Source organism: Williamsia maris (assembly GCF_024171815.1).
Classification (GTDB): Bacteria; Actinomycetota; Actinomycetes; order Mycobacteriales; family Mycobacteriaceae; genus Williamsia_A; species Williamsia_A maris.
Map to the genome: position 1 here is coordinate 809082 of NZ_JAMTCJ010000002.1, position 22982 is coordinate 832063.

The 22982-nt window shown below is 68.0% G+C and carries 23 protein-coding genes; 10 read left to right on the plus strand and 13 right to left on the minus strand.

Annotated features, from left to right (window positions below; all coding sequences use genetic code 11):
- Position 1: 1 nt before the first annotated feature.
- Both sfnG and LX13_RS10805 read right to left on the minus strand, forming a co-directional pair.
- Positions 2-1108, minus strand: a complete 1107-nt coding sequence (sfnG, locus tag LX13_RS10800) for a dimethylsulfone monooxygenase SfnG (RefSeq protein WP_253661327.1) — start codon at positions 1106-1108, stop codon at positions 2-4.
- 52 nt (positions 1109-1160) lie between these two features.
- On the minus strand, positions 1161-2339 hold the full coding sequence (locus LX13_RS10805) for an LLM class flavin-dependent oxidoreductase (RefSeq protein WP_253661328.1): 1179 nt from the start codon (positions 2337-2339) through the stop codon (positions 1161-1163).
- Between the two features lie 630 nt (positions 2340-2969).
- Here LX13_RS10805 and LX13_RS10810 point away from each other — a divergent pair.
- The gene (locus tag LX13_RS10810) at positions 2970-4133 is read left to right on the plus strand and encodes an ROK family transcriptional regulator (protein ID WP_308214744.1); all 1164 of its coding nucleotides are present in this window, start codon (positions 2970-2972) and stop codon (positions 4131-4133) included.
- Here LX13_RS10810 and LX13_RS10815 read toward each other — a convergent pair.
- From LX13_RS10815 to LX13_RS10830, 4 genes are all read right to left on the minus strand, one after another.
- Positions 4123-5391, minus strand: a complete 1269-nt coding sequence (locus tag LX13_RS10815; RefSeq protein WP_253661330.1) for an MFS transporter — start codon at positions 5389-5391, stop codon at positions 4123-4125. The two genes, LX13_RS10810 and LX13_RS10815, sit on opposite strands and share 11 nt — an antisense overlap.
- A 103-nt stretch (positions 5392-5494) precedes the next feature.
- Positions 5495-6154, minus strand: coding sequence for a TMEM175 family protein (locus LX13_RS10820; RefSeq protein ID WP_253661331.1), 660 nt, complete (start codon positions 6152-6154; stop codon positions 5495-5497).
- 79 nt (positions 6155-6233) lie between these two features.
- Positions 6234-7082, minus strand: a complete 849-nt coding sequence (locus LX13_RS10825) for an ABC transporter permease (protein ID WP_253661332.1) — start codon at positions 7080-7082, stop codon at positions 6234-6236.
- Positions 7079-8065, minus strand: a complete 987-nt coding sequence (locus LX13_RS10830) for an ATP-binding cassette domain-containing protein (protein ID WP_253661333.1) — start codon at positions 8063-8065, stop codon at positions 7079-7081. The genes LX13_RS10825 and LX13_RS10830 overlap by 4 nt, the downstream gene beginning before the upstream one ends.
- A 235-nt stretch (positions 8066-8300) precedes the next feature.
- Between LX13_RS10830 and LX13_RS10835 the strand changes: the two genes are divergently transcribed.
- Complete coding sequence (locus LX13_RS10835; protein ID WP_253661334.1) at positions 8301-9029, plus strand: lysophospholipid acyltransferase family protein; 729 nt, start codon at positions 8301-8303, stop codon at positions 9027-9029.
- A gap of 50 nt (positions 9030-9079) precedes the next feature.
- Here LX13_RS10835 and LX13_RS10840 read toward each other — a convergent pair whose 3' ends face one another.
- Positions 9080-9946 (minus strand): LysR family transcriptional regulator, encoded by an 867-nt coding sequence (locus LX13_RS10840; protein ID WP_253661335.1) that lies wholly within the window; start codon positions 9944-9946, stop codon positions 9080-9082.
- A gap of 35 nt (positions 9947-9981) precedes the next feature.
- Positions 9982-10839, minus strand: coding sequence for an NAD-dependent epimerase/dehydratase family protein (locus LX13_RS10845; protein WP_253661336.1), 858 nt, complete (start codon positions 10837-10839; stop codon positions 9982-9984).
- 188 nt (positions 10840-11027) lie between these two features.
- Here LX13_RS10845 and LX13_RS10850 point away from each other — a divergent pair, with 188 nt between their 5' ends.
- The gene (locus LX13_RS10850; protein WP_253661811.1) at positions 11028-11855 is read left to right on the plus strand and encodes an SDR family NAD(P)-dependent oxidoreductase; all 828 of its coding nucleotides are present in this window, start codon (positions 11028-11030) and stop codon (positions 11853-11855) included.
- On the plus strand, positions 11852-12448 hold the full coding sequence (locus LX13_RS10855) for a TetR/AcrR family transcriptional regulator (protein ID WP_253661337.1): 597 nt from the start codon (positions 11852-11854) through the stop codon (positions 12446-12448). The genes LX13_RS10850 and LX13_RS10855 overlap by 4 nt, the downstream gene beginning before the upstream one ends.
- Before the next feature lie 12 nt (positions 12449-12460).
- On the opposite strand, the gene LX13_RS10860 is transcribed toward LX13_RS10855, so the two are convergent.
- Positions 12461-13360 (minus strand): MBL fold metallo-hydrolase, encoded by a 900-nt coding sequence (locus LX13_RS10860; protein ID WP_253661338.1) that lies wholly within the window; start codon positions 13358-13360, stop codon positions 12461-12463.
- A 67-nt stretch (positions 13361-13427) separates the two neighbouring features.
- Between LX13_RS10860 and LX13_RS10865 the strand changes: the two genes are divergently transcribed.
- The gene (locus tag LX13_RS10865) at positions 13428-13820 is read left to right on the plus strand and encodes a winged helix-turn-helix transcriptional regulator (RefSeq protein WP_253661339.1); all 393 of its coding nucleotides are present in this window, start codon (positions 13428-13430) and stop codon (positions 13818-13820) included.
- Positions 13821-13880: 60 nt separating this feature from the next.
- The gene (locus LX13_RS10870; RefSeq protein ID WP_253661340.1) at positions 13881-15890 is read left to right on the plus strand and encodes an SDR family oxidoreductase; all 2010 of its coding nucleotides are present in this window, start codon (positions 13881-13883) and stop codon (positions 15888-15890) included.
- Here the strand turns inward: LX13_RS10870 and LX13_RS10875 are convergent.
- On the minus strand, positions 15881-16543 hold the full coding sequence (locus LX13_RS10875; RefSeq protein WP_253661341.1) for a class I SAM-dependent methyltransferase: 663 nt from the start codon (positions 16541-16543) through the stop codon (positions 15881-15883). The genes LX13_RS10870 and LX13_RS10875 overlap by 10 nt on opposite strands.
- A 64-nt stretch (positions 16544-16607) precedes the next feature.
- Positions 16608-17393 carry a 5'/3'-nucleotidase SurE gene (surE, locus tag LX13_RS10880; protein ID WP_253661342.1) on the minus strand — a complete coding sequence of 262 codons (786 nt, stop codon included), beginning with the start codon at positions 17391-17393 and terminating at the stop codon, positions 16608-16610.
- A 137-nt stretch (positions 17394-17530) separates the two neighbouring features.
- On the opposite strand from surE, the gene LX13_RS10885 reads away from it, so the two are divergent.
- The 4 genes from LX13_RS10885 to LX13_RS10900 are packed head-to-tail and all read left to right on the plus strand — an operon-like array spanning position 17531 to position 20676.
- Positions 17531-17950: a TOBE domain-containing protein gene (locus tag LX13_RS10885; RefSeq protein ID WP_253661343.1), complete on the plus strand. Its 420-nt coding sequence runs from the start codon at positions 17531-17533 to the stop codon at positions 17948-17950.
- Positions 17947-18777 (plus strand): molybdate ABC transporter substrate-binding protein, encoded by an 831-nt coding sequence (gene modA / locus LX13_RS10890; protein WP_253661344.1) that lies wholly within the window; start codon positions 17947-17949, stop codon positions 18775-18777. The genes LX13_RS10885 and modA overlap by 4 nt, the downstream gene beginning before the upstream one ends.
- A 55-nt stretch (positions 18778-18832) precedes the next feature.
- Positions 18833-19597: an ABC transporter permease gene (locus LX13_RS10895; protein ID WP_253661345.1), complete on the plus strand. Its 765-nt coding sequence runs from the start codon at positions 18833-18835 to the stop codon at positions 19595-19597.
- A complete protein-coding gene (locus LX13_RS10900) occupies positions 19594-20676 on the plus strand; it encodes a sulfate/molybdate ABC transporter ATP-binding protein (RefSeq protein ID WP_253661346.1) in 1083 nt (360 codons plus the stop codon). Before LX13_RS10895 ends, LX13_RS10900 begins: the two co-directional genes overlap by 4 nt.
- A gap of 20 nt (positions 20677-20696) precedes the next feature.
- Here LX13_RS10900 and LX13_RS10905 read toward each other — a convergent pair whose 3' ends face one another.
- Entirely contained in the window at positions 20697-21752 is a 1056-nt protein-coding gene (locus LX13_RS10905; protein ID WP_253661347.1) for an adenylate/guanylate cyclase domain-containing protein, read from the minus strand.
- On the minus strand, positions 21749-22954 hold the full coding sequence (locus LX13_RS10910; protein WP_253661348.1) for a TetR/AcrR family transcriptional regulator: 1206 nt from the start codon (positions 22952-22954) through the stop codon (positions 21749-21751). Before LX13_RS10910 ends, LX13_RS10905 begins: the two co-directional genes overlap by 4 nt.
- Positions 22955-22982 lie beyond the last annotated feature (28 nt).

A 22982-nucleotide genomic window follows, 5' to 3' on the forward strand; every position in this document is an offset into this window, starting at 1 on the left:
GTCAGGCCGAGACCTTCTCGGCGGCCTCGAGCTCGCGGACGAGCGGCATGACCTTCTCGCCGAAGTACTCGATCTCCTCCTGGAAGTGCAGGAAGCCACCGAGGATGAGGTCGACACCGAGCTTCTTGTAGGCGACGATGCGCTCGGCGATCTGCTCGGGCGTACCGATCAGCTGGGTCTTGAACCCGTCGTTGTACTGGACGAGGTCCTCGAACTTCGAGTCGGCCCACATGCCCTTGCCGTCCGAGGTGGACTTACCGGCCTGCTGCACCGAGTCGCGGAAGCCTTCCACCGCAGGCTTGTTGGCCTTCTCGATGATCTCGCGCAGGGTGTCGCGGGCTTCGGACTCGGTGTCGCGGGCGATGATGAAGCCGTTCAGACCGAATCGGGTCTCGCGGTTGTGGGCCTGGGCGACCGTGCGCAGATCCTCGATCTGCTCGGTGACGCCGTCGAAGTCCTTGCCGTTGGAGAAGTACCAGTCGGCGAACTGGCCGCCGTTGCGACGGGCCGCCGACGAGTTGCCACCCTGGAACAGTTCCGGGTTCGGACGCTCGGGGGTGTTGAGCGGCTTGGGCTTGAGGGTGAAGTCGCGGATGCGGTAGAAGTCGCCGGCGAACTCGACGTTGTCCTCGGTCCAGATCTTGCGGATGACCTCGAGGAACTCCGCGCTGCGACGGTAACGCTCGTCGTGCTCGAGCCACGGCTCGCCGAGGGCTTTGAACTCACCGGAGAACCAGCCGGAGACGACGTTGATCGCGAACCGGCCGTTCGACAGGTGGTCGGCGGTCGCGCCGAACTTCGCCAGCACGGCGGGATGCCACAGGCCGGGGTGGATCGCGGTGATCACCTTGAGCTTCTCGGTCGCCATCAGCAGCGCGAGCGAGAACGACGTCGACTCGTGCTGGAACTCGGCGCCGTAGGACGCCATGTACCGCACCTGCGACAGGGCGTACTCGAAGCCGACGCGCTCGGCGGTCTGCGCGAGCTTCTTGTTGTACTCGAATTCCCAGTTGGTGCGCTGCTCGATCTCGCTGGTGACGAGACCGCCGCTGACGTTGGGGACCCAATACGCGAACTTGACCTCGTCCGCGATCTTCTCGGTGCTCATTGCGACTCTTTCTTGTTGACTATGGATCGTTGATGCTCTTCTACACTCTGACTCACGACGCGCCGGATGGTTCCAGGGTGGGTAGAAAAGCGCCTCGAACTGGCTCGACGGATTCTTCTGCGGAATCGAGCAGGCCTCGCCGACGCAACGCCGGGCGTACGCCCTCGCCCACGTGGTACGCCTCCTCGACGTGCGGGTAGCCCGAGAGGATGAAGTGGTCGATGCCGAGGTCGGCGTACTCGGAGATGCGTTCGGCGACCTCGTCGTACGACCCGACCAGAGCGGTACCGGCGCCACCACGCACCAGACCGACGCCGCTCCACAGGTTCGGGTAGATCTCCAGGGTGCGGGCGTCGCCACCGGCGACGTAGGCGTCCCCGCCGCCGTGCAGGTCACGCATCCGACGCTGACCTTCGGACTCGGATCGGCGCAACGACGCCTGGGCGTTCTCGATCACCGTCGGGTCCAGCGAGCTGAGCAGTCGGTCGGCCTCGGCCCACGCCGCCTCGGAGGTCTCCCGGGCGATGACGTGCAGCCTGATCCCGAATCCGGGCGTCCGGTTCAGCGGCGCCGCGAGTCCGCGGATCCAATCCAGCTTCTCGGCAACCGCCGCGGGCGGCTCACCCCAGGTGAGATAGGTGTCGGCGTGCGCCGCCGCGACAGCGCCCGCGGCTGGCGACGACCCGCCGAAGAAGATCGGGGGCAGCGGATCGGGACGACGGGCCAGCGACGCGCCCTCGACCCGCAGGTGCTTGCCGTTGAACGACAACGGCTCGTCGGACGTCCACAGCCGGTTGATGATGTCGAGGTACTCCCCGCACCGCTCGTAGCGGGCGTCCTTCGACAGGAAGTCGCCGAACGCGCGTTGCTCGCTCGACTCGCCGCCGGTGACGACGTTGAGCAGCAGACGTCCCTTCGACTGCCACTGCAGTGTCGCGGCCATCTGCGCCGACAGTGTCGGGCTGGTCAGGCCGGGGCGAAGTGCGACAAGGAATTTGAGCGTCTCGGTGGTCTCGACGAGCATCGCCGTCGACAACCATGCGTCCTCACACCACAGCCCGGTCGGGGTGAGCACCGACTCGAATCCGTTGACCTCGGCGGCCCCGGCGAGCTGCTTGAGGTAGCGGAGGTCGGCGGGGCGATCGCCCGACATGGACGACCCGTGGCCGCCGGCCATCAGGTTCCGGGAGTCCCCGTACGTGGGCAGGAACCAGTGGAGACGAACAGACACACAGACACCTTTCGCGAGACGGGGCTCGAGGAGGGGACAACGGTGATTCAGGCGAGGTCGCCCACCAGTCTCACCGCTCGGGACGCGGGACCCGGGTCTTTGGATCGCCGTGATCGCAACCCGTTGGCAGGGCTGTGAGCTGGCTAGAATCCGCGCACAGCGCGTCTACCTGCGGGTGTGTCGAGCCCGCGGCGACGGCGCTGACCTTTGCCGCCGACAGTTCATGTTGCTAGATTGGCGTTCATGCCGAGCTCGACGTCGCACATCCCGGAGATCACCTACGTGATCACCGCTTTGGGCTGCCGTTTGCCGTTCGTGCGTCTCTTCTGTTGTTGAGCGTTCTGACCCGACCCCGAGTCCGCCGATCCCCGGCCTCTCGGCGATTCAGACATTCGCTCCCGTACCTGCGCTTTCCGCGTTCGGTGTGGCAGATTCAACGAGGACGACATGACCACGACGCTCGACCACCTCTCCAATCGCACGCGACAGCCTGCCGCTCGCCGTCCGACCGAACAGCCGTCCCGGTCGCCTGCGCGACGCACACGTCAGACCGGTCCGCTGGCCTACGGCGGCTCGCGGGCCCTCAACGCGGGAGCGGCAACCGGGCCGTTCACCACGAGGACGCCGAAAATTCACATCGCAACCCCGCAGCTGCACCTGTCGACGAAGCCGTCGGCCGTCGTGCTGCGTACCGCACGGTTGCAGGGCCCGATCTTCCGTGACGACGCCGCGGCCCAGTCGGGCCTGAGCATCTCGACGGTCAACCGCCAGGTCAGCGCCCTCCTGAAGGCAGGCCTGCTGCGTGAACGCGCCGATCTGGCCCCGGCGGGTGCCATCGGTCGCCCTCGCCTCCCGTTCGAGCTCAACGTCGACAGCTTCCTGACGGTGGGCATCCACATCGGACTCAAGGTCACCTCGATCACCACCCATGACCTGCTGCATCGGGTGGTCGGGGCGATCCAGATCCCGACCCCGGCCGGCGACTCCGCCGAGCAGACCCTCACCGCGATCGGCGTGAGCGCACGACGCTTCGCCTCGCGGTGGCCGGCCCAGCGCGTGCTGTGGACCGGTGTCGCCATCGGCGGTCGGGTCTCGGAGGGCGGTCTCGTCGACCATCCGCGCCTGGGCTGGACCGGCGCCCCGGTCGGACCGGTGCTCTCGCAGGCTCTCGGACTGCCGGTGTCGGTGGCGTCGCACGTCGAGGCGATGGCCGCGGCCGAACTGCTGGTCAACCCCAAGGACGAGAGCGGCAGCTTCCTGTACTTCTACGCCCGCGAGATGGTGGGCATCGCCTTCACCGTCGGCGGCACGGTCTACACCCCGACCGCAGGCCCGCCGGTCATCGGTCACTTCCCCAGCGGGCCCACAACGCTGCTCGACCCGCACCGCACCGGACAGCTCGAGCCGTCGGCGAGTGACACCGGCGTCGTCGAGGCGGCCCGGGCGGCCGGGATGTCCGTCGAGAACATCGACGATGTCCACGCCGCGGCCACCGCGGGTGACCCGACGGCGTCGGCGATCCTGCTCGAACGCGCCGAGGTCCTCGGCCGCGCGGTGTCGCTGGTCGCGGACATCTTCAACCCCGACCACGTGATCCTGGGTGGTCAGGCGTTCACCGACTCCCCGTCGACATTGCCCGCGGTCGCCAAGGCCGTCCGCAACACCCCCGCCGCCCCGAACCGCGACGTCCGCGTGACGCGCGCCGGTGCGTCGGTGCAGCAGCAGGCCGCGGGCGCGGTGTCGCTGGATGCCATCTACAGCGATCCGCTGGAGGCGCTCGCGCTCACCGCGTGAGAGCGGGGGCCCGATCGGGTTCGTCGGTGAAATCGACCGCGGTGGCCTGACTGCCGACGGCGGTGAGGACCGCCACCACGACGGCCGCCGCGGCGACGGTGACCGACAGCGCCATCGGGTATCCCCACTTCTCGGAGAGATGTTGCTGCAGAGGTAGATTGAGTGCCGCGATGACGTTGCCGAGCTGATAGGTGACGCCGGGATAGAAGCCGCGGATGGCGTTCGGTGACATCTCCGACAGGTGGGCGGGTACCGCCGCCCATGCCCCCTGCGTCGCGGCCTGGATGAGAAATGATCCGAGACACAGCATCCCGGCGGTGGTGGAGTAGGCGAAGATCGGGATTATCGGCAGCGTCAGTACCGCGCCGACGATGATCGCTCCCTTGCGCCCGATGCGGTCCGACGCCCATCCCAGGATGAACCCGCCGATGATCGCGCCGACGTTGTAGAGAACGGCGATCCACGTCGCGGTCGTCGCATCGAGACCGGCGCCGCGGTTCTCGTCGGACTTGAGGAACGTCGGGTAGATGTCCTGCGTGCCGTGGGAGAGGAAGTTGAACGCGGCCATCAGGATGACCAGGAACACGAAGCGACGCAGCACCTTCGGGTTGAGGAAGACCGTGCGCACCGAGGTGTTGTTGCGTTCGAGCGTGGCCTTGGTCGACACCCAGACCTGCGACTCCGACACGTTCATCCGGATGATCAGGCTGACCAGCGCGGGCAGGAGCGACAGCGCGAACAGCCAGCGCCAACTCAACCCCAGCCAGGAGTGCACGAGCAGGAACGCGACCGACGCGAGGAGGTAGCCGCCCGCGTAGCCGCCCTGCAGGATGCCGGAGAAGAACCCTCTGCGGTGTGCGGGCACCTTCTCCATCGACAGGGCGGCGCCCAGGCCCCATTCGCCGCCCATGCCGAGGCCGTACAGCAGTCGCAGAGCGAACAGGACCCAGTAGTTCGGAGCGAACGCGCAACAGAAGCCGACCACCGAGTAGAAGCAGACGTCGACGATCAGCGGGGTGCGGCGGCCGACCTTGTCGGCCCAGATGCCGAACAGGTATGCCCCGACCGGCCGCATCACCAGGGTGACCGTCGTCAGGTAGGCCATCTTCTCCAACGAGACACCGAAGTCGTCGGCGATCTCTGAGTAGACCAGGACCAGGATGAAGTAGTCGAAGGCGTCCATCGTCCAGCCCAGGTAACTGGCGACGAACGCCGATCGTTGATCGGAGTCGAGTTTGTCGCTGCTCGTCGTCGCCATGTCGAATCATCCGTCCCGCGCCGCTGGTGGTACCTGTCCCTAAGGACTTACCTGAGCGACACCGAAACACCAAGCGGTGCGATCGATTTGACCGACTTGCGAACTATTCGGTCGGCCCGATGGGCGGGGTTGCCGTGACCGAGTGCCGCTCCCGGCGACGACGCATCACGCCCGCCGTGCGTCCGGCGATGACCAGACATACTGTCAGCGCCACGACGCCGTGACCGCTGAAGATGTAGGCGGCGGGCGCGGCGACCAGGTAGGCGACGAGGTCGCAGACCAGATCGGTTGCGCTCGACGGGCTCCGGTCCTCGTCGGCCGTCAGTCGACGTGACTCGCGATCCACGCTGAGCAGTGCGAGCAGGGCGGCGGCGTTCACCCCGGAGTAGACGACCACGGCGATGCCGCCCGCACCGCCGTTCTGGCCGAGCAGGGCGGCCGCGAACGGCATCGCGGTGATGGTGAACAGCAGGGCGATGGTGCGGCCGACGAGTGCCGGCGTACACGTGACGACGTGGCGCATCTCCCGGTGGTGGCGGACCCAGTATTTCGCGATGAGATAGAAGCTCAACGCGAAGGCGATGTAGCTCGGCCACTGCTCTCCGAGTGCGCGGGTCAGCTCCGCGGAGGTTGCGTCCTTGCCGAGTTCGGGGACCTTGAGGTCGATCGCCAGGAGCGTCATGGCGATGGCGAACACCGCGTCGGTGAGAGCGAAGAGGCGCACGGCCGAACGCTCGTCCGCGGAGGTCGACGGCTGGGTCACGCGCGAAGCCTACCGCCGCCGACGACGCCGCACGCCCCGTGAGGCGAGGGGTGCGGCGTCGATCGATCGGGCGCGTCGGTCAGTCGGCGGTGCGCTTGTTGTAGGCGCGCAGCGCGAACGGCGCGATGATGACGGTGAGTGCCACCGCCCAGATCACCGTGGAGAGCACCGGGTGATGCAGCGGCAGTTGCGCGCCGGGTGCGGCGGCTGGTCCGTTGCCCCAGAGTTCGCGCATGGCCTGCACCAACGACGAGATCGGGTTCCACTCGGCGATCACGCGCAGCCAGGTGGGCATCGGGCCGGTGGGGACGAACGTGTTGGCCAGGAACGTGACCGGGAACAGCGCCGTGAACATGACGCCGTTGACCGCCTCGACCGACCGCATCAGCGAACCGACCAGGATGCCGAACCAGATCATCGCGAAACCGAACAGCAGGATCAGCAGGAACGCGAGGACGGCGTCAAGAACGCCGTTGCGGATGCGCCACCCGATCAGCAGCCCGGTCACGGCCATCACCGCGATGCCGATCGACGAGTGCAACAGACTGGCGATGCTGCGACCGATCAACACCGACGACCGTGCGATGGGGAGCGAGCGGAACCGGTCGATGATGCCCTTGTCGAGGTCGGACGTGATGCCCGCGGCGACGATGAACGCCGAGAAGACGATCGTCTGCCCCATGATGCCGGGCAGCAGGAACTCGCGGTACGAGACGCCGCCGGTGTCGGTGATCGAGGCGCCGAACACGAACGCGAACAGCAGGACGAACATGATCGGCTGGACCGTGACGTCCGACAGCATCTCCGGCTGGCGTTTGGTGTGGATGAGGTTGCGCTTGACCATGATCCACGACTGCTGCGCGAGATTGGTCGAGGTGATGTCGGGTCGGGTCGACGGTGTGGTCGGTGCCGCTGCGGTGGTGGTCATGCCGAGGTCTCCAGGGTGTCGGTGGGGGAATCGTCTTCGGTGCGATGACCCGTGAGGGACAGGAACACGTCGTCGAGGCTGGGCCGTGAGAGGCCGATGTCGTCGACCTCGATGCCGCTCTCGGTGAACCAGCCGATGATGCGGTTCATGTCGGCCAGGCCGTCGGCGGGTGCGGTGAGCCGCCGTGCGCCGAGGTCGACGAACACCTCGCCACCGGTCTTGCGGAGCAACGCCTCGGCCGGAGCGATGTCGTCGGCGTGCGAGACGGTCAGCACCAGGCTGGCCTTGCCCGCCTGCTCCTTGAGCTGCAGCGGCGAGCCCTCGGCGATGATCGTCCCCTTGTCGATGACGACGATGTTGTCGGCGAGTTGATCGGCTTCCTCGAGGTACTGCGTGGTCAGCAGCAACGTGGTCCCCTGCTTCACCAGGCCGCGCAGGACATCCCACAGCTCGGATCGGCTGCGCGGATCGAGCCCGGTGGTGGGTTCGTCGAGGAACAACACCGGGGGAGCGGCGAGCAGGCTCACGGCGAGGTCGATCCGTCGGCGCATGCCACCGGAGTACGACTTCACCGTGCGGTCGGCGGCGTCGCTCAGGGAAAACTGTTCGAGCAGCTCGCCACTGATCTTCTTGAGCTGCTTGCGGGAGATCCCGTAGAGCCCGCCGATCATCGCGATGTTCTCGCGTCCGGTGAGCAGTTCATCGACCGTCGCGGCCTGTCCGGTGAGCCCCATGCTGCGTCGGACCATGTCCGGGTTCTCGCGGACGTCGTACCCGGCGACCCGGGCGGTTCCGCTGGTGGGCGGGGTGAGGGTGGTCATCATGCGGACGGTGGTGGTCTTGCCGGCGCCGTTGGGGCCGAGCAGCCCCAGGACCGAGCCCTGCGGGACGGTGAAGCTCACCCCGTCGACCGCGGTGTTGTCGTCGAACTTCTTGACCAGGTCGATGGCTTCGATCGCGGGGGCGGAACCGGGTGCGGACATGCCGCCAAACCTAGCGGCAGAGTCGGACATGTGGCCATCGTTTTTCGGCGCTGCGGCGCCGAGGTCGGAGTGGTCTGTGGCAGATGCTGGCATCGGGCTCTCCTCGAGGATGCGGGTGTGCAGATACCGACCACGCGGGTGTACGGAACTCATCGGTCTGCTCACACTCGTCGCTCCGGGCCCGCAGAATCCGACGCTCGCGGAGCAGAAAGCCGGTTACGGTACCGTAGGTTTCGTGAAGGTGACGGTGGAGAACGCAGACGAGGTTTACGACTTCTACACCGATCACCAGCAGCCACGGCTGAAGGCGACGTTCGCCTACTTCGCGCTCGCCGCGAAGTTCCGTCCCCGGGTGTCGTTCGACGACACCGCGCGATCGGAGATCAAACAGCTCGTCGGCGAACAGGTCCGACTGATCATCTGTATCAATCACCTGTCCAGCAAGGACCAGTACATCGCCGCCGCCACCGTGGCGCGCTCGCCGATCCGACGGTTGATCGGCCACATCAGGGTGTTGGCGAAGAACGATCTGTTCGACGATCCGAAGCAAAAAGCGAACCTCGACATGATGGGCTGCATCCCCGTCTTCCGCGCCCGTGACAATCACCCCGAGACCGCTGCGGCAGCCAGTCGCCGCATGATCGCGGTCTGCGTCGAACGCGGTGTCCGCGGCGACAGCATCGCCGTCTTCCCCGAGGGCACCCGCAACGACATCGACCCGTCGACGCTGCTGCCACTTGCGTCGGGTGTCGGGCAGATCGCCGTGGGCATCGCCGCGCAGGCGCGGGTCGCCATCTTGCCGATGGCCATCGCGTACCGCGACGGCACCCGGGTCGGAGCCGATGTCGTGCTCGGGCGCCCACGCGAGGTCTCCGCGGGCGAGACCGTCGCCGACGTGACCGATGCCCTGCGCGGTCATCTGCAGCACGCGGTCGATCTCGCCTGGGCTCGCTCGCCGCGCTGATCGAGACGGCCGGCGTCGCGCGGTTGCTGTTGCAGCCCAGGGCTACTCGGTCACTCGGGAAGCAGAGCCTGGGCGGTTTCGATGAACTCGTACACCAGCGGTGTGTGTCTCTCGATCGGACAGGCGAGCGCCACGCGGTTCGGTCCGAGGTCGTCGACCGCGAGTGCCACCACACCCCGCCGCGTGTAGAAGCCGGCGGTGGAGGCAGGGAGTATCGCGATACCCGTGCCGTCGGCGACGAGTTCGAGTTTTTCCTCCACGCTGTGGATTGCCGGTACCGCGGGCCGCGAACCGGTCCGGATCTCGACCGCCACGTCTCGCCACTCGGGGACGGCATCGGGATCCTGCAGGAGGTGGTCGTTCGCCAGGTCGGCGACGCACACGGACTCCTGATCCGCCAGTGGATGATTCGTCGCAACCATCGCAACTCTCGGCTCGGTGAACAGAGGGTGGAGTTCGAGCCCGGTCTGGTCTATCGGCAGTCGTACGATGCTGACGTCGGCGCGACCGTCGTGCAGGACCTCCACCTGGTTGTCCCATCCCGTCCGCAGTAATCGGGCACTCAGGTCCGGATGCTTGGCGCGCAGGGCCTGGACCACCGAGGTCAGCGTTATGCCGGGCATGAAACCGATGGTGAAGGTGGCGCCACCGTCGGCAGCCGCCCGCACCCGGCGGGTGAGTGCATCGGCGGACATCAGCAGAGGGCGCGCGTCGTCGAGGAGTTGCTGACCGGCCGGTGTGAGCGTGGTCCCGCGACGATCGCGGTCGAACAGCGGTGCACGCAGCTCGTCCTCGAGCGCCCGTATCTGGCGGGACAGCACCGGCTGCGCGATGTGCAGTCGGTCGGCAGCGCGGCCGAAATGCAGTTCATCGGCCACTGCGACGAAATAGCGGAGCTTACGCAGATCGACGTCCATCGCTCACCCCATCCCCTTTCTCCGAAGCCATTGTCTCAACTGCGGGCGAACTCTCCCAGCGGATCGCCGTGCGTGGGCGCCCAACCGAGATCGGACTTGGCCTTGGCTGAGGTGAGTTGCTGGTCGAGGACGAAGGCGTCGGCAACCGGCCCCATGTCGGTGCGCGCCTGATCGAGGGTGATCGAGGCGGTCTTGTTCGTGAGTCCCGCTCCCCGCGCGCAGGCCTCGACGACCTCCTTCGCGGTGGGGGTGACATCGCCGACACCGATGTACACCGATCCCGCTGTGGCCGACAGTGCCGCGACATAGAGCCGAGCCAGGTCGTCGACGTGGATCAGCGCCCAGTGGTTGCCTCCGTCGCCGATGTAGGGGAGGGCGCCGCCGTCTCTGCCCGGTCGGACGAAGAACTCCTCGATCAGCCGGTTGTCGCCGCCGTAGAGCAGACCGGGTTGGATGATGACCGGCCGTCCACCCGCCGAGGCGCGCGCGAGCACCGCGTCCTCCACTGGCCGTCGCCAGGCGACCAGCCCCGGCGGGTTCCATGGCGCGGTCTCGTCGACCACACCGTCGGTGTTCCCGTAGACCCAGCTCCCGCCGGTGTGGATGTAGACCCCTGCGCCGATCCCGTCCTGCATCGCCGCCGCGGCGGCCAGATCTTCGTCTCCGCCCGACGCCTGGGCGAGGTGGATGACCGCCTCGGCGCGTGCGGCGGCCTGATTGAGGACGTCCAGGTCGTCGAGACCGCCGCGAACCGCGGTGGCGCCAAGGGCCTGGACCGCGGTGTCGGCGCGCTCGCTCCGGGCAAGGGCCTCCACGCTGTGGCCCTGCTGGACGAGCTCGCCGATGATCGACTGCCCGATGTACCCGGAGCCTCCGGTGACAAAGATCTTCATGTCAATTCCTTTCCATCGCAACTGGTTCCACCTCACCGTGCCGCGATGTCGCGTGGACGTCCAATACCTCGTCGGTCGCACCTGATGCCCGCAGGGTATGGCTGATGTGAATTGTCGAGAAGCCGCCTCTATGCGTACTGTCAGTACAGTACATTCCAATCGACGAGAGGGAGACCATGAAGGTGTGGATGGTGACCGGTGCGTCACGTGGATTCGGCCTCGAGATCGTGCGGCAAGTGCTGGATGGTGGTGATGCTGTTGTCGCGTGTGCGCGGCGCCCGGAGGAGATCGCCGAACGCGTCGACGTCACCGGGTCTGCCGATCGGTTGATGACCGCAGCGGTCGACGTGACCGATATGGCCCAGGTCGCGGCGGCTGTGGAGTCGGCAGTCGAACGGTTCGGCCGAATCGATGTGGTGGTCAACAACGCCGGGCGTGGCATGGTCGGCGCGGTGGAGGAGGTGTCGGACGGTGAGACTCGTGCGTTGTTCGAGGTCAACGTCTTCGGCGTGTTGACGGTGACGCGTGCGGTACTGCCGGTGCTGCGCCGACAGCGTTCGGGGCACCTGATCATGATGAGTTCGATGGGAGGTCTCAGTCAGCCAGGCGCCGGCTGGGGCATCTACGGGGCGTCGAAGTTCGCGGTCGAGGGCCTCGGTGAGGCGTTGCGTAACGAGGTGTCACCGTTGGGAATCGCGGTCACGCTGGTCGAACCGGGCGTGTTCCGCACCGACTTCCTCGACGGGAGTTCATTGGACACGGCGGACGCGGTCATCGCCGATTACGCCGACACCTCGGGACGCACCAGAGATGGCGCGGTCGCGCGCAACCGAACTCAGCAGGGCGACCCCATCAAAGCAGCGGCTGCGATCGTCGACGTCGCAGGGCGTCCGGACCCTCCGTTGCGCCTCCCCCTGGGCGCCGACGCGGTGGCGGCGATAGAGGCCAAGATGGCCGCCGTCTCGGCGGATCTGGATGCCACCCGTGCCATCGCGACGGCCACCGCATTCGCATGAGCGGCACACCACAGCCGTCGTCGCGGCTCGACCGCCCGCGGTCGCGGCGGGTGCACGAAGCCGTACTCGAGGCAACGGCCGAACTGCTCGCCGAGGGAGGGTTGGCTGCGGCGACGACAGACGCCGTCAGTGCACGGTCGGGAGCCAGCAAGACGACGCTCTACAAGCACTGGCCCAACAGGTTGACGCTCGCGGTCGAGGCATTCGCTCACCACATGACCGACACCGTCACGCCCCCTGACACCGGCAGCACGGAAGGTGATCTGCGTGCCCACATGCGTATGGTCGCCGAGTTCTACTCGACCGCGCAGGGCCGGATCTATGCCGAGTTGCTGGCGGCCGCCGTCACCGATCCGGTGGCCGCAGATCTGCTGCGTACCCGCTTTCTCGACCACCGCCGTGAGGTGGTTCTCGCGACGTGGCATCGGGGCATCGATCGCGGGGATGTCGACCCCACGTTGGATTTCCAGGCCGTCAACGATGTCCTGTTCGGCCCCATCATCTTTCGTCTGGTCTCCGGGCACGCACCCCTGAATCCCGACGAGGCCGACCTCATCGCCGACGTGGCCCTGCGCGGCGTGCTCATCAACTGAGATCTACCTGCGTCACGCGTCGATCGATCCGACCCACAGGTCGGGTACGAGCCGGTAACCGTCGTCCACGCGCCGGACGAGATTCACACCCGGGAACTCGGTGTGGGCTCCGGCGATCCGGAAACCGCCTCGGTCGGCCTCGTCGAACAACGTCCTGCGCGCGTCCACTGCGGCGTCGGGATCGACGTCGAAGATGACGGAGGCGTCCGGCCGGGGGCCCTGGACGGCAGGGACGTGCACGATGTCGCCGACGACCAGGATCGAGTCGGAGCCCGTGCCCACCCGGTACCCGCTGTGCCCGGGGGTGTGTCCGGTCAACGGAACGGCGGTGATGCCGGGAGCGACGAGCTGCTCGCAGTCGAAGGTGCGCAGTCGATCTCGGTAGGGCGCCAGCGCGGCAGCTGCGCCCTGCCGGGTGACCGCCGCGGCCCAGGGTGGGTCGTCGTCGGACGGTGGCTCGGGGTCATCGCCGAGCCAGTGGTCGACCTCGGCTGCGTGCACGATCACCTCGGCGTTCGGAAAACGCGGCGTGCCATCGGGATCGATGAGACCGGCACAGTGGTCGAGGTGGAGGTGGGTCAGCAACACCGTGCCCACCTCGTCGGCGCCGACACCGATCGACGACAACGCCCACGGCAGATGACCCATGGTGGATCCCCACCCGTCGCCCATCCCCGTGTCGATCAGCATCGGTGCGTGGTCGGGGCCCCGCACCACGTACACGTTGTGGGAGATGCGGGGTTCGGCCGACCGGTTCGCTGCCCGCTGCAGACCGCCGGCGACGACGCGATCGAACGTGGGAAAAACGGTGAGGTCGGTCTGGTAGTAGCCGTCGCTGACCGAGGTGAACGTCTGACGGCCGACGGGCCAGTGCACCGCACTGGTGAACGGGGTGAAGCTTCTGGTGGGCATGCATCGACGGTATCTGTCGGAGACGTGGTGTTAAATAGAAACTATGACGTCACCAGGTGTCCCTGAGGTGACCGCGGAGCGGACGCCGACGACCATGTCGGCGCTGCAGAGGGACTGTCCGGCGCGGCTTCTCCTCGACCAGATCGCCGACAAGTGGACCGTTCTGGTGATCTGCGTTCTCGACGAGGGTCCGACCAGATTCAACGAACTTCGACGACGCGTGGACGGGGTCTCACAGAAGGTCTTGACGAGCACGCTGCGCGCACTCGAGCGCAACGGGATGGTGGAGCGCCTCGTCGCGACGAGTGGGCCGGTCGCCGTCACCTACCGGCTGACCCCGTTGGGCACCACTCTCTACGAACCGATGCTCGCGCTGTACGGGTGGACCACCCGACACATCGAGTCCGTCGTCGACGCGCAGGATCGATTCGACCGACAGGCGCATATCGCGACTCGCTGACGCGAACGCGGTCGATGCGCCACCATGGACTGCGAATTCGAATCCCGACGCGGAGGTCTGATGTCCACTTATATCGTCACCGGTGCGACCGGCTTTCTCGGTCGCCGAGTGGTCGCCCGCCTGCTCGAACGCGAACCCGCGGCGCAGGTCTACGCGCTCGTGCGAGCGTCGTCGGTCCCGCGGATCGAGCGACTCGCAGCATCCTGGCTCGGCGGTGACCGCGTCACCCCGCTCGTGGGTGACCTGACCCAGCCCGGGCTGGGCCTGGGGGAGGACACCCCGGACGCCGACCACATCATCCACCTGGGCGCGGTCTACGACATGACCGCCAGCGCAGCCGATTCCGAGGCCGCCAACGTCAACGGCACCCGCGCGGTCATCGACCTCGCGCTGCGTCTCGACGCCACGCTGCACCACGTGTCGTCGGTCGCGGTGGCCGGCGACCACGTCGGACCGTTCACCGAGGACGATTTCGACCTCGGGCAGGGGTTGCCGTCGCCGTACCACAGCACCAAGTTCACGGCCGAGAAGATGGTCCGCGAGGCCGACGGCCTGCGGTGGCGGGTGTACCGCCCGGCGATCGTCGTCGGCGACTCGGTGACCGGCGAGATGGACAAGATCGACGGACCCTATTACTTCTTCACCGCGCTGCGGCTGCTCGGAGCGCTTCCGTCGCTGCTCCCGACGCTGGTCCCCGAGATCGGCAATTCCAACGTGGTCCCGGTCGACTACGTCGCCGCGGCGATGGTCGAGCTGGTCCACGGTGACGACCTCGACGGCCGCGCGTTCCACCTGGTCAACCCGCGTCCCCAGTCGACACGCGAGATCTACGGCGCGCTCGCGGCCGCGGCAGGCGCCCCGATGGCCGTCGGTTCGGTACCGGAGGCGATTGCGGGTCCGGCCCTGCGGCTGAGCGAACTGCCCGGACTGAAGATCGCCCGCGACCTGGTGCTCGACCAGCTCGGTGTGCCACCGGTGGTCATCGACCACCTGACCTTCCCGTCGGTCTTCACCTCGAAGGAGACGCAGAAGGCGTTGGCGGGCAGCGGTTTGTCGGTGCCCGAGTTCACCGATTACGCCGATGTCCTGTGGGAGTACTGGTACGACAACCTCGACCCGAACCGTGCGCGGCGCCCCAATCCCGCGGGTGAGCTCGCCGGTCGTCGGGTGATGATCACCGGCGGCTCGTCGGGCATCGGACTGGCCACCGCCCACAAGGCGGCCAAACGAGGCGCGCGCGTCATCCTGGTGGCGCGTGGCGTCGAGGACCTCGAGACCGCGGTGGCGGAGATCCGCGCCGAGGGCGGTGACGCCCACGGCTACCCGTGCGACATCACCGACACCGAGTCGGTCGACACGATGGTGAAAACCGTTCTGGACGAACATGATCACATCGATTACCTGGTGAACAACGCCGGCCGCTCGATCCGACGCGGGATCGTGCGATCCACCGATCGGATGCACGACTTCGAACGCACCATGTCGGTCAACTACTTCGGTGCCGTCCGGCTCGTGCTGGCGCTGCTGCCGAGCATGCGGGAGCGACGGTTCGGGCACATCGTCAACATCTCGTCGATCGGTGTGCAGACCAAGGTCCCGCGTTTCTCCGCCTACGTCGCGAGCAAGGCCGCGCTCGATGCGTTCAGTGACGTCATCGCCTCGGAGGTCCACGACGACGGCATCACATTCACCTCGATCAAGATGCCGCTCGTGCGGACGCCGATGATCGCACCGACCACGATCTACCAGTCGATGCCGACGTCATCGCCGGATGATGCTGCGCAGATGGTGATCCGGGCGATGGAGAAGCGTCCGGTCCGCATCGACACCCCGGTGGGCACCATCGCGGAGTTCACCGGACTGTTCGCGCCGCGGTTCAAGAACGCCCTGCTGCACCAGGCCTACCGGCTGTTCCCGGAATCCAGTGCGGCCAAGGGTGAGGCGCCCGATCCGGCCACCGAGACCGACCGGGCGAAGTCGAAGTCACCAGTGCCGATGAACCTGCAGAACGCGGGACTTCCGAAGTCCGCCAAGCGCATCGCGCGATTGGTGCCCGGCGTCTACTGGTGATCGTCGGTGCCGACCCGCCGTGTCGCCCGCACGACCACGTCATGCAGCGTCCCGGAGTGTCCGTGACCACCACCGGTGGTCCGGGTGCGGTCGGCGGCCGTCTCGACCTGCCAGATCGACGGGTCGAGACGACTCGTGATGCCCTCGACCGTCGCGGTCGCCTCGTGCGGTGGGTGATCGGTCCCATCGGGTGAACCGTGGCCGTGGCCGTGGTCGCCACTACGGTGACCCACGATGAGAAGGCTGCCGCCGGGGGCCACCCACTGCGCCAGGCGGAGGTAGAACTCGAGCTGCGGGGTCGCCGGGTGGGCGTAGTTCGTCATCACCAGATCCCAGCGCTGCGACGGCTCCCACGCACTCGCGTCGGCCTCGATCCAGCTGACCCGCTCCGACACCGCTGCGGCACGGGCGCGGTCGTCGGCTGCCGCGAGAGCGGTCGCGGAGATGTCGACGCCGGTGACCTCCCAGCCCTGGCCGGCGAGCCAGATGGCCTCGGCGCCCACGCCGCACCCGGCGTCGAGCGCCGTTCCCGGGGTCAGATCGCGGGTCTCGTCGACGACGTACGGGTTGGCGGGTGGGACGCGCGAGGGCTCGGTGGGCAGCGGGGACTCGCGCCAGTGGCGTTCCCAGTAGGTCTGATCGAAGTCATGCACAGCACCGAGCGTGCCGCCGCGCGCACGCGAGAGCAACCTTGTTTGCTGTTTCGGCAAAAAGGGGTCAGAGCGACAGGTCGGCGGCGGCCACACGTCGGAGGTGGGCCGCGACACTGTCGTCGAGCAGACCGGTCACCGCCACCGCACTCAGACTGATCAGTCCGGACTTGACCGCCGCCGTGTCGGTGCCCTCCCCGGCGGGTGGACCCACGGCGAAGGTCAGCGTGAACTCGGTGTCGTCCTCCCCGGCGCTGTATCCCATGCGGCCCATCGGGAGTCGGTCGGCGTGGGTCGCGGCGAACTCCGGCGTCCGCTCGTGGTCGGGAGCGGGGACGTTCACGTTCAGGACGGTTCCCTCGTGGACGAGATCCGCCGGGGTGCCCCAGTCGAGGAGGGCCACCGTGACGCGCGTGGTGGTGTCGAAGTCGGCGAGTTCTGCGGTGTGGTCCCAGGCGAGGTCGGTGGAGACCGCGATGGCGGGGACGCCGAAACTGGTGGCGCAGACGGCTGCGCCGACCGTGCCCGAGAAGTGCACGGCCTGACCGGCGTTCGCGCCCGCGTTGGCGCCGGAGATCACGATGTCGGGTGGGGTCTCGGACAGGACGTGGGACAGCCCGAAGATCACCGAGTCCGCCGGTGAGCCCGACACGGCCCAGACGTTGTCGTGTCCCTCTGCCGGCACGACGGTGAGCTTGCCGGTGGCGCCGATGCGGGCGCTCGCACCGCTCTGGTTCTCGGCCGGCGCGATGGTGAACACCTCATGGCCCGCGGCGCGCAGCCCCGCCTCCAGGGCGCGGATACCGGGGGCGGCCCACCCGTCGTCGTTGGTCAACAGGATCCGCAGGCTCATGGTCCCCGACGCTAGCCGACGCCCGCGCCGACCCGACGTCGTGCCGGGACGGGCCGGGGCGACGAAACCCCCGCGGATTCGCGCATGCGGATACGATGACCGCGAACAACCGCAGATGCGACGACAACGAGGGTGAGATGACCCAGATCAGGATCCGCCGGGCAGCTGAGCTGCTCGGGGTCAGCGACGACACCGTGCGGCGCTGGGTCGCCGGCGGCGAGTTGAACGGCGGAACCGACACGTCCGGCAGGGCCGTCGTGGACGGTGCGCAGCTGGCGGAGCTCGCTCGTGATCGGGCGCCCGAGCCGGCCGCAGACGGCATCGGCGTGGAGCGCTCGGCCCGCAACCGGTTCGTCGGCCTGGTGACCGCGGTCCGCTCCGACCCCGTCATGTCGCAGGTGACCATGCAGTGCGGACCCTTCGAGGTCACGTCGCTGATGAGCACCGACGCCGTCGGTGATCTGGACCTGCGGGTCGGTGTCGTCGCCACCGCGGTCGTCAAGGCCACCACCGTCATCGTCGAACGACCGGACACATCCACGAAAGAGGACCAATGACAGCGTCATTCACCACGCCACCACTCATCCGGATTGCCGCACTGGTGGGCGTCGTGGCCGCAGGTGTCGCACTGACCGCCGGGTGCTCGTCGGACTCCGACAGCGCCGACGGCACGCCGGGCGCCTCGGGCTCCGCCGGTGCGAGTTCGTCGGTCGCGTCGTCGACGACGCTGTCGGTGTTCGCGGCGGCCTCCCTGAAGAAGGGCTTCACCGAGATCGCCGACGACTACATGAAGGCGCATCCCGAGGTCACGGTGAAGCTGAACTTCGACGGGTCGTCGTCGCTGGTCACCCAGATCAAGCAGGGCGCGACCGCCGACGTGATCGCCACCGCCGACCAGAAGACCATGACGAGCCTCGGCGACCAGGCCGTCGATCCGCAGATCTTCGCGAAGAACGTGTTGACGATCATCACCGCGCCGGGCAACCCGAAGAAGATCACCTCGGTGGCCGACCTGGCGAAGCCGGGCGTCACCACCGTGCTGTGCGCGGTCGCGGTCCCGTGCGGCAACGCCGCCGCCCAGGTGGAGCGCAACGCCGGCGTCGACATCACACCGGCCAGCGAGGAGACCGCCGTGACCGGCGTGGTCTCCAAGGTGACCTCGGGCCAGGCCGACGCCGGTCTGGTCTACACCTCCGACGCGAAAGCGGCGGGGTCGAAGGTCGCCACGGTCGGCGACCCCGCGTTCGCGTCGGTGGTCAACTCGTACCCGATCGCGACCGTCAAGGACTCGAAGAACACCGGCGCCGCGGCGACGTTCATCCAGGAAGTGCTGGGCACCACCGGGACCGGAGTGCTCCAGGGTCTGGGGTTCGGCGCGAAGTGACGCCCCCGCATTGACGTCGCAGTCGGGTCTCCGACCGGTACCACCGTGGCTCTACGTGCCCGCCGTCCTCGGGTTCGCGCTCATCATCATCCCGCCGATCGCGCTGGCGCAGCGCATGCCGTGGGACGACTTCTGGGGCTCGATCACCTCGGAGGCGTCGCTGCAGGCCCTCGGGCTGAGTCTGCGCACCGCCGGCGCGAGCACGATCGCCTGCATCCTCATCGGCGTGCCGATGGCGACAATCTTCGCCCGCAGCGACGGAATGGTGTTGCGCGTCATCAGGTCCGCGGTGTTGCTGCCGCTGGTCCTGCCGCCCGTGGTCGGCGGTATCGCGCTGCTGTACGCGTTCGGGCGCAAGGGCCTCATCGGTGAGCACCTCACCGTCTGGGGCATCGACATCGCCTTCTCGACCACCGCGGTGGTGCTCGCCCAGACCTTTGTCGCCCTGCCGTTCCTGGTGATCAGTGTCGAAGGGGCGCTGCGGGTCTCGGGTTCGTCGTACGAGCAGGTCGCGGCCACCCTGGGCGCCGGACCGACCCGCACCCTGCTCACGGTGACCCTGCCGCTGGTCTTCCCGGCCGTGCTGTCCGGGGTGGTGCTGGCTTTCGCGCGGGCCATGGGGGAGTTCGGTGCGACGATCACCTTCGCGGGGAACTCACCCGGCGTGACGCAGACCGCGCCGCTGAAGATCTACGTCGACGAGATCAGCGACCCGCAGCAGGCGCTGCCGCTCGCGCTCGTGCTGGTGGTCCTCGCGTTGGTCGTCGTCGTGGCTGTCCACCTACGGCGTCCCGGACAGCGACGAACGGCCGCGGTGTGAGCACCGGTCTGAGCGCGGTTCTGCAGCTCGGTGTCCCGGCTGTCGATGTCGACTTCGAGGCGCCCGCGGGGGCCACGGTCGCGGTGCTCGGTCCCAACGGTGCGGGCAAGAGCAGTGTCCTGAACCTGCTGGCCGGACTCCTCCGCCCCGACTCCGCGACGGTGCGTGTGGGCGATCGGGTGCTCGTGGACGACTCGACCTTCGTCGCCCCGCACCGACGGTCCGTGGCGCTGCTCTCCCAACAGGCTCGACTGTTCCCGCACATGACGGTTCGTCAGAACATCGCGTTCGCACCGTCGGCCGCTCGCGTCGGGCGGACCGAGGTACGCAGGCGGACCGAGGACTGGATGGCGGCGGTCGATGTGGTGGACCTGGCCGACCGCAAACCGGCGCAGCTCTCCGGCGGTCAGGCGCAGCGGGTCGCGGTGGCACGGGCACTCGCCGCCGACCCCGAGGTGCTGCTCCTCGATGAGCCGTTCGCCGCACTCGACGTCGATGTCGCCGCGAGATTGCGGACGCTGGTCGGGGAGGTGCTGACCGACCGCCGACGCATCACGCTGTTCGTCACGCACGACATCGTCGATGCGGTGAGTCTCGCCGACACCGCGTTCGTGATGTCGGGGGGCCGGATCGTCGACCGCGGCCCTGTGCGCGACGTCCTCGCGAATCCGGTCAACGACTTCGCCGCGCGGCTGGCCGGCCTCAACCTCGTCGGCGGACTGTGGCGGTCGGATCACGTTGCGGGTGAGGGCGTCACGGTCGTCGGTGAGCCGGCGCACGGGGTGCGGGTCGGCGAGCCGGTGCTGGCTGCGTTCGCCCCGCGGTCGGTCGCCGTCTTCCGGGAGAAGCCGCATGGCAGTCCGCGCAACGTGTTCGCGGGTGTCGTTGCCCAGGTGGTCCCGCACGGTGATCGAGCGTTGGCCCGCGTCGAGTGTGCGGCGATCACGATCGCCGCCGAGCTGACCTGGGCGGCGGTCGCCGACCTCGGGCTGACCGCGGGGACACCCGTACATCTCGCGGTCAAGGCCTCCGAGGTGACCGTCTACCCGTCGAGGTCGTCCCCGACGTGGTCGGCCTGAACATCGCCGACGTGGTCGGTCTACTCGTCCGAGTCGGCCTTGCGGTTGTACTCGATGACGCGGGCCTTGAGGTGGCGGTATCCGCGCACGCTCAGTGAGCCGATCGACTTGAAGAAGAAGCGGTCGTCGTCGACCGCGTCGGCGAAGGTGGCGTCGCACAGCGAGCTCCCGGGCCGCGCGGATCCGGTGAGGCGGGCCGCGATGTTGACGGGTTCGCCGAAGACGTCGCCGAAACGGGTGAGGACGCGTCCATAGGCGAGACCGACTCGCAGCGGCGGGATCTCGTCACGGTCGGACAGCGAGTGCAACTCGAGGCCGATGAGCGTTGCCTCGGTGGGGTCGTCGGCGGTGAACATCACCGCGTCGCCCAATGTCTTCACGATCTGACCGCCGTGCCGGGCGATGATGTCGTTGGCGTTGACCTCGAACGACTCCAGCAGTCCGTTGAGCTCGTGCATGCCGATCTTCCGCGACAGGCTCGTGTAACCGACGATGTCGCAGAACCCGACCACCAGCACATGGCCCTCACCCTCGTCGCCGCTGCGCGCGGCGTTGAGGTTGCGCAGGGACGCCGCGAGGTGTCGCCGCCAGATCAGCGTCTGCACCCGCCCCATCGCGAGCGCCATCTGCGCGAGGCTGGCGTCGAAATCGGGGTCGCGGTCGAGTTCGTCGAGACGATAGGCCTGCCAGTCGGCCAGCCGCGACATGGTCTGTCCGATGGTGCGGGCCGCCGCGACCGCCGAGCCCTGCGGTGCGGACCGGTAGGCGACGATCACCAGACCCATCGCGGAGAGGTCGTCCTCGGTGAAGATGGCCTCGTCGCGGGAGTCGTGGGCGAAACCGAAGGCCCGCCAGATCTCGTCCGCCAGTTCGCGGTCGATGTCGAGCTCGCTGACCGCCTGGTCACGGGTGAACATCCGCGGACCGCCGAGCAACACCTCCTCGACCTTGCTCAACTGGTCGTCGGACGGCCCGGTGTCGGGTCGGTCCGGGACATCGGCCCGGTTGGTCGACGGGGCCGGGGACAGCCGATCGAGTGCTGCGGCGTCGTCGGAGGTGGATTCAGGGCCGGTCACAGTCCCAGAACGCCTTTCATGAGGTAGGCGAGCTGCCCCGGAAGGGCGGGTCGCTCTCTACCCCGACGCATCCGCACCGTGTCGTTGGCGATGGACAACGCCGCGTGCACGGTGATCGCCGCCTCGGCCCGGGGGAGTCCGGGCTCGATCTCGGTGACCAGCGCGATCCAGCGTGCCACGTAATGGTGCTGCGCCGCGAGCAGATCGCGCGCATCCAGATTGCGCAGCACCGCGCCGTTGTTGAAGGCCACAGAAAGATCCGGCGTACTTGTGAGGACGGCGACATAGGACTCGGCCAACGCGGCCAACAACTGCCTCGGCGAGGTGGTCAGCGTGCCCGCGGCCATCGCGCCGGCTTCGAGTCGGGCCGCACTGCGACGGCCGATGCTCGTCAGGATCGCGATCTTGCTGGGGAAGTGCTTGTAGACGCTCGGCCCGGTGATCCCCACGGCCTCGCCGATCTCGTCGACCCCGACGTTGCCGAAACCCCTGCGCTGGAACAGCTCCGACGACGCATCGAGGATCTCCTCGCGGCGCCCGATGGCTTCGGCCGCGGGCATCGTCACCGCGGTTAGTTCCGGTGCGGTCGCCGGACGCAGGGCGATGGCCCGACCGACGAGCGTCCGCAGCTGCGCTCGGGCCCGCACGGCCGGGATGCGCGTCGTGTGTACCGACAGGCTGCCGGTGATGCTGAGCACCGCCCACGCAAGCTGCCGGATCTCCCACGGGCTCAGCTCGTCCCGGCCCAGGAACAACGCGTCCGCCCAGCGTTCGAGAACGGCGGTGGTCCGTGCGGCGACCTCGCTGTTCTGCTCGTCGGACAGGAACGCGCCGTTCCATCGCCACAGCACCGCCGCCTCCGGACGTCGGATGCCGAGGTTGCAGATCGCGTCGACGAGGACGTCGAGCCGCCGCGGGTCGTCGGCCTCGTATCGCTGTGTCGAGGACAGCGCGCGGTCGGTACACGCCTCCAGATCGTCGACCCCGGTCAGCACAGCCGCGGTCAACAGCGCCTGTTTGTCGTCGAAGTGCCGGTAGAGCGACGGCCCCGTCACCCCGGCCGCCCGCGCGATCTCGGCCACCGACACCTGGGGATAGCCGCGCTCGAGGAACAACTGAGCCGCCCGATCGATCAGCTGACGCTTGCGATCAGCCGGTCGGCGGGCCGTCGAGAGGGCCGGGGGCTCTGGGATGGCGGACATGGTGAACAGACACTAGCGCAGAATTGAA

Coding starts and splice junctions, on each gene's coding strand:
- sfnG (WP_253661327.1), bottom strand. CDS start 1,108: ATGAGCACCGAGAAGATCGCGGACGAGGTCAAGTTCGCGTATTGGGTC.
- LX13_RS10815 (WP_253661330.1), bottom strand. CDS start 5,391: ATGGCGACGACGAGCAGCGACAAACTCGACTCCGATCAACGATCGGCG.
- LX13_RS10825 (WP_253661332.1), bottom strand. CDS start 7,082: ATGACCACCACCGCAGCGGCACCGACCACACCGTCGACCCGACCCGAC.
- LX13_RS10830 (WP_253661333.1), bottom strand. CDS start 8,065: ATGTCCGCACCCGGTTCCGCCCCCGCGATCGAAGCCATCGACCTGGTC.
- LX13_RS10840 (WP_253661335.1), bottom strand. CDS start 9,946: ATGGACGTCGATCTGCGTAAGCTCCGCTATTTCGTCGCAGTGGCCGAT.
- LX13_RS10845 (WP_253661336.1), bottom strand. CDS start 10,839: ATGAAGATCTTTGTCACCGGAGGCTCCGGGTACATCGGGCAGTCGATC.
- LX13_RS10850 (WP_253661811.1), top strand. CDS start 11,028: ATGGTGACCGGTGCGTCACGTGGATTCGGCCTCGAGATCGTGCGGCAA.
- LX13_RS10855 (WP_253661337.1), top strand. CDS start 11,852: ATGAGCGGCACACCACAGCCGTCGTCGCGGCTCGACCGCCCGCGGTCG.
- LX13_RS10860 (WP_253661338.1), bottom strand. CDS start 13,360: ATGCCCACCAGAAGCTTCACCCCGTTCACCAGTGCGGTGCACTGGCCC.
- LX13_RS10870 (WP_253661340.1), top strand. CDS start 13,881: ATGTCCACTTATATCGTCACCGGTGCGACCGGCTTTCTCGGTCGCCGA.
- surE (WP_253661342.1), bottom strand. CDS start 17,393: ATGAGCCTGCGGATCCTGTTGACCAACGACGACGGGTGGGCCGCCCCC.
- LX13_RS10885 (WP_253661343.1), top strand. CDS start 17,531: ATGACCCAGATCAGGATCCGCCGGGCAGCTGAGCTGCTCGGGGTCAGC.
- modA (WP_253661344.1), top strand. CDS start 17,947: ATGACAGCGTCATTCACCACGCCACCACTCATCCGGATTGCCGCACTG.
- LX13_RS10910 (WP_253661348.1), bottom strand. CDS start 22,954: ATGTCCGCCATCCCAGAGCCCCCGGCCCTCTCGACGGCCCGCCGACCG.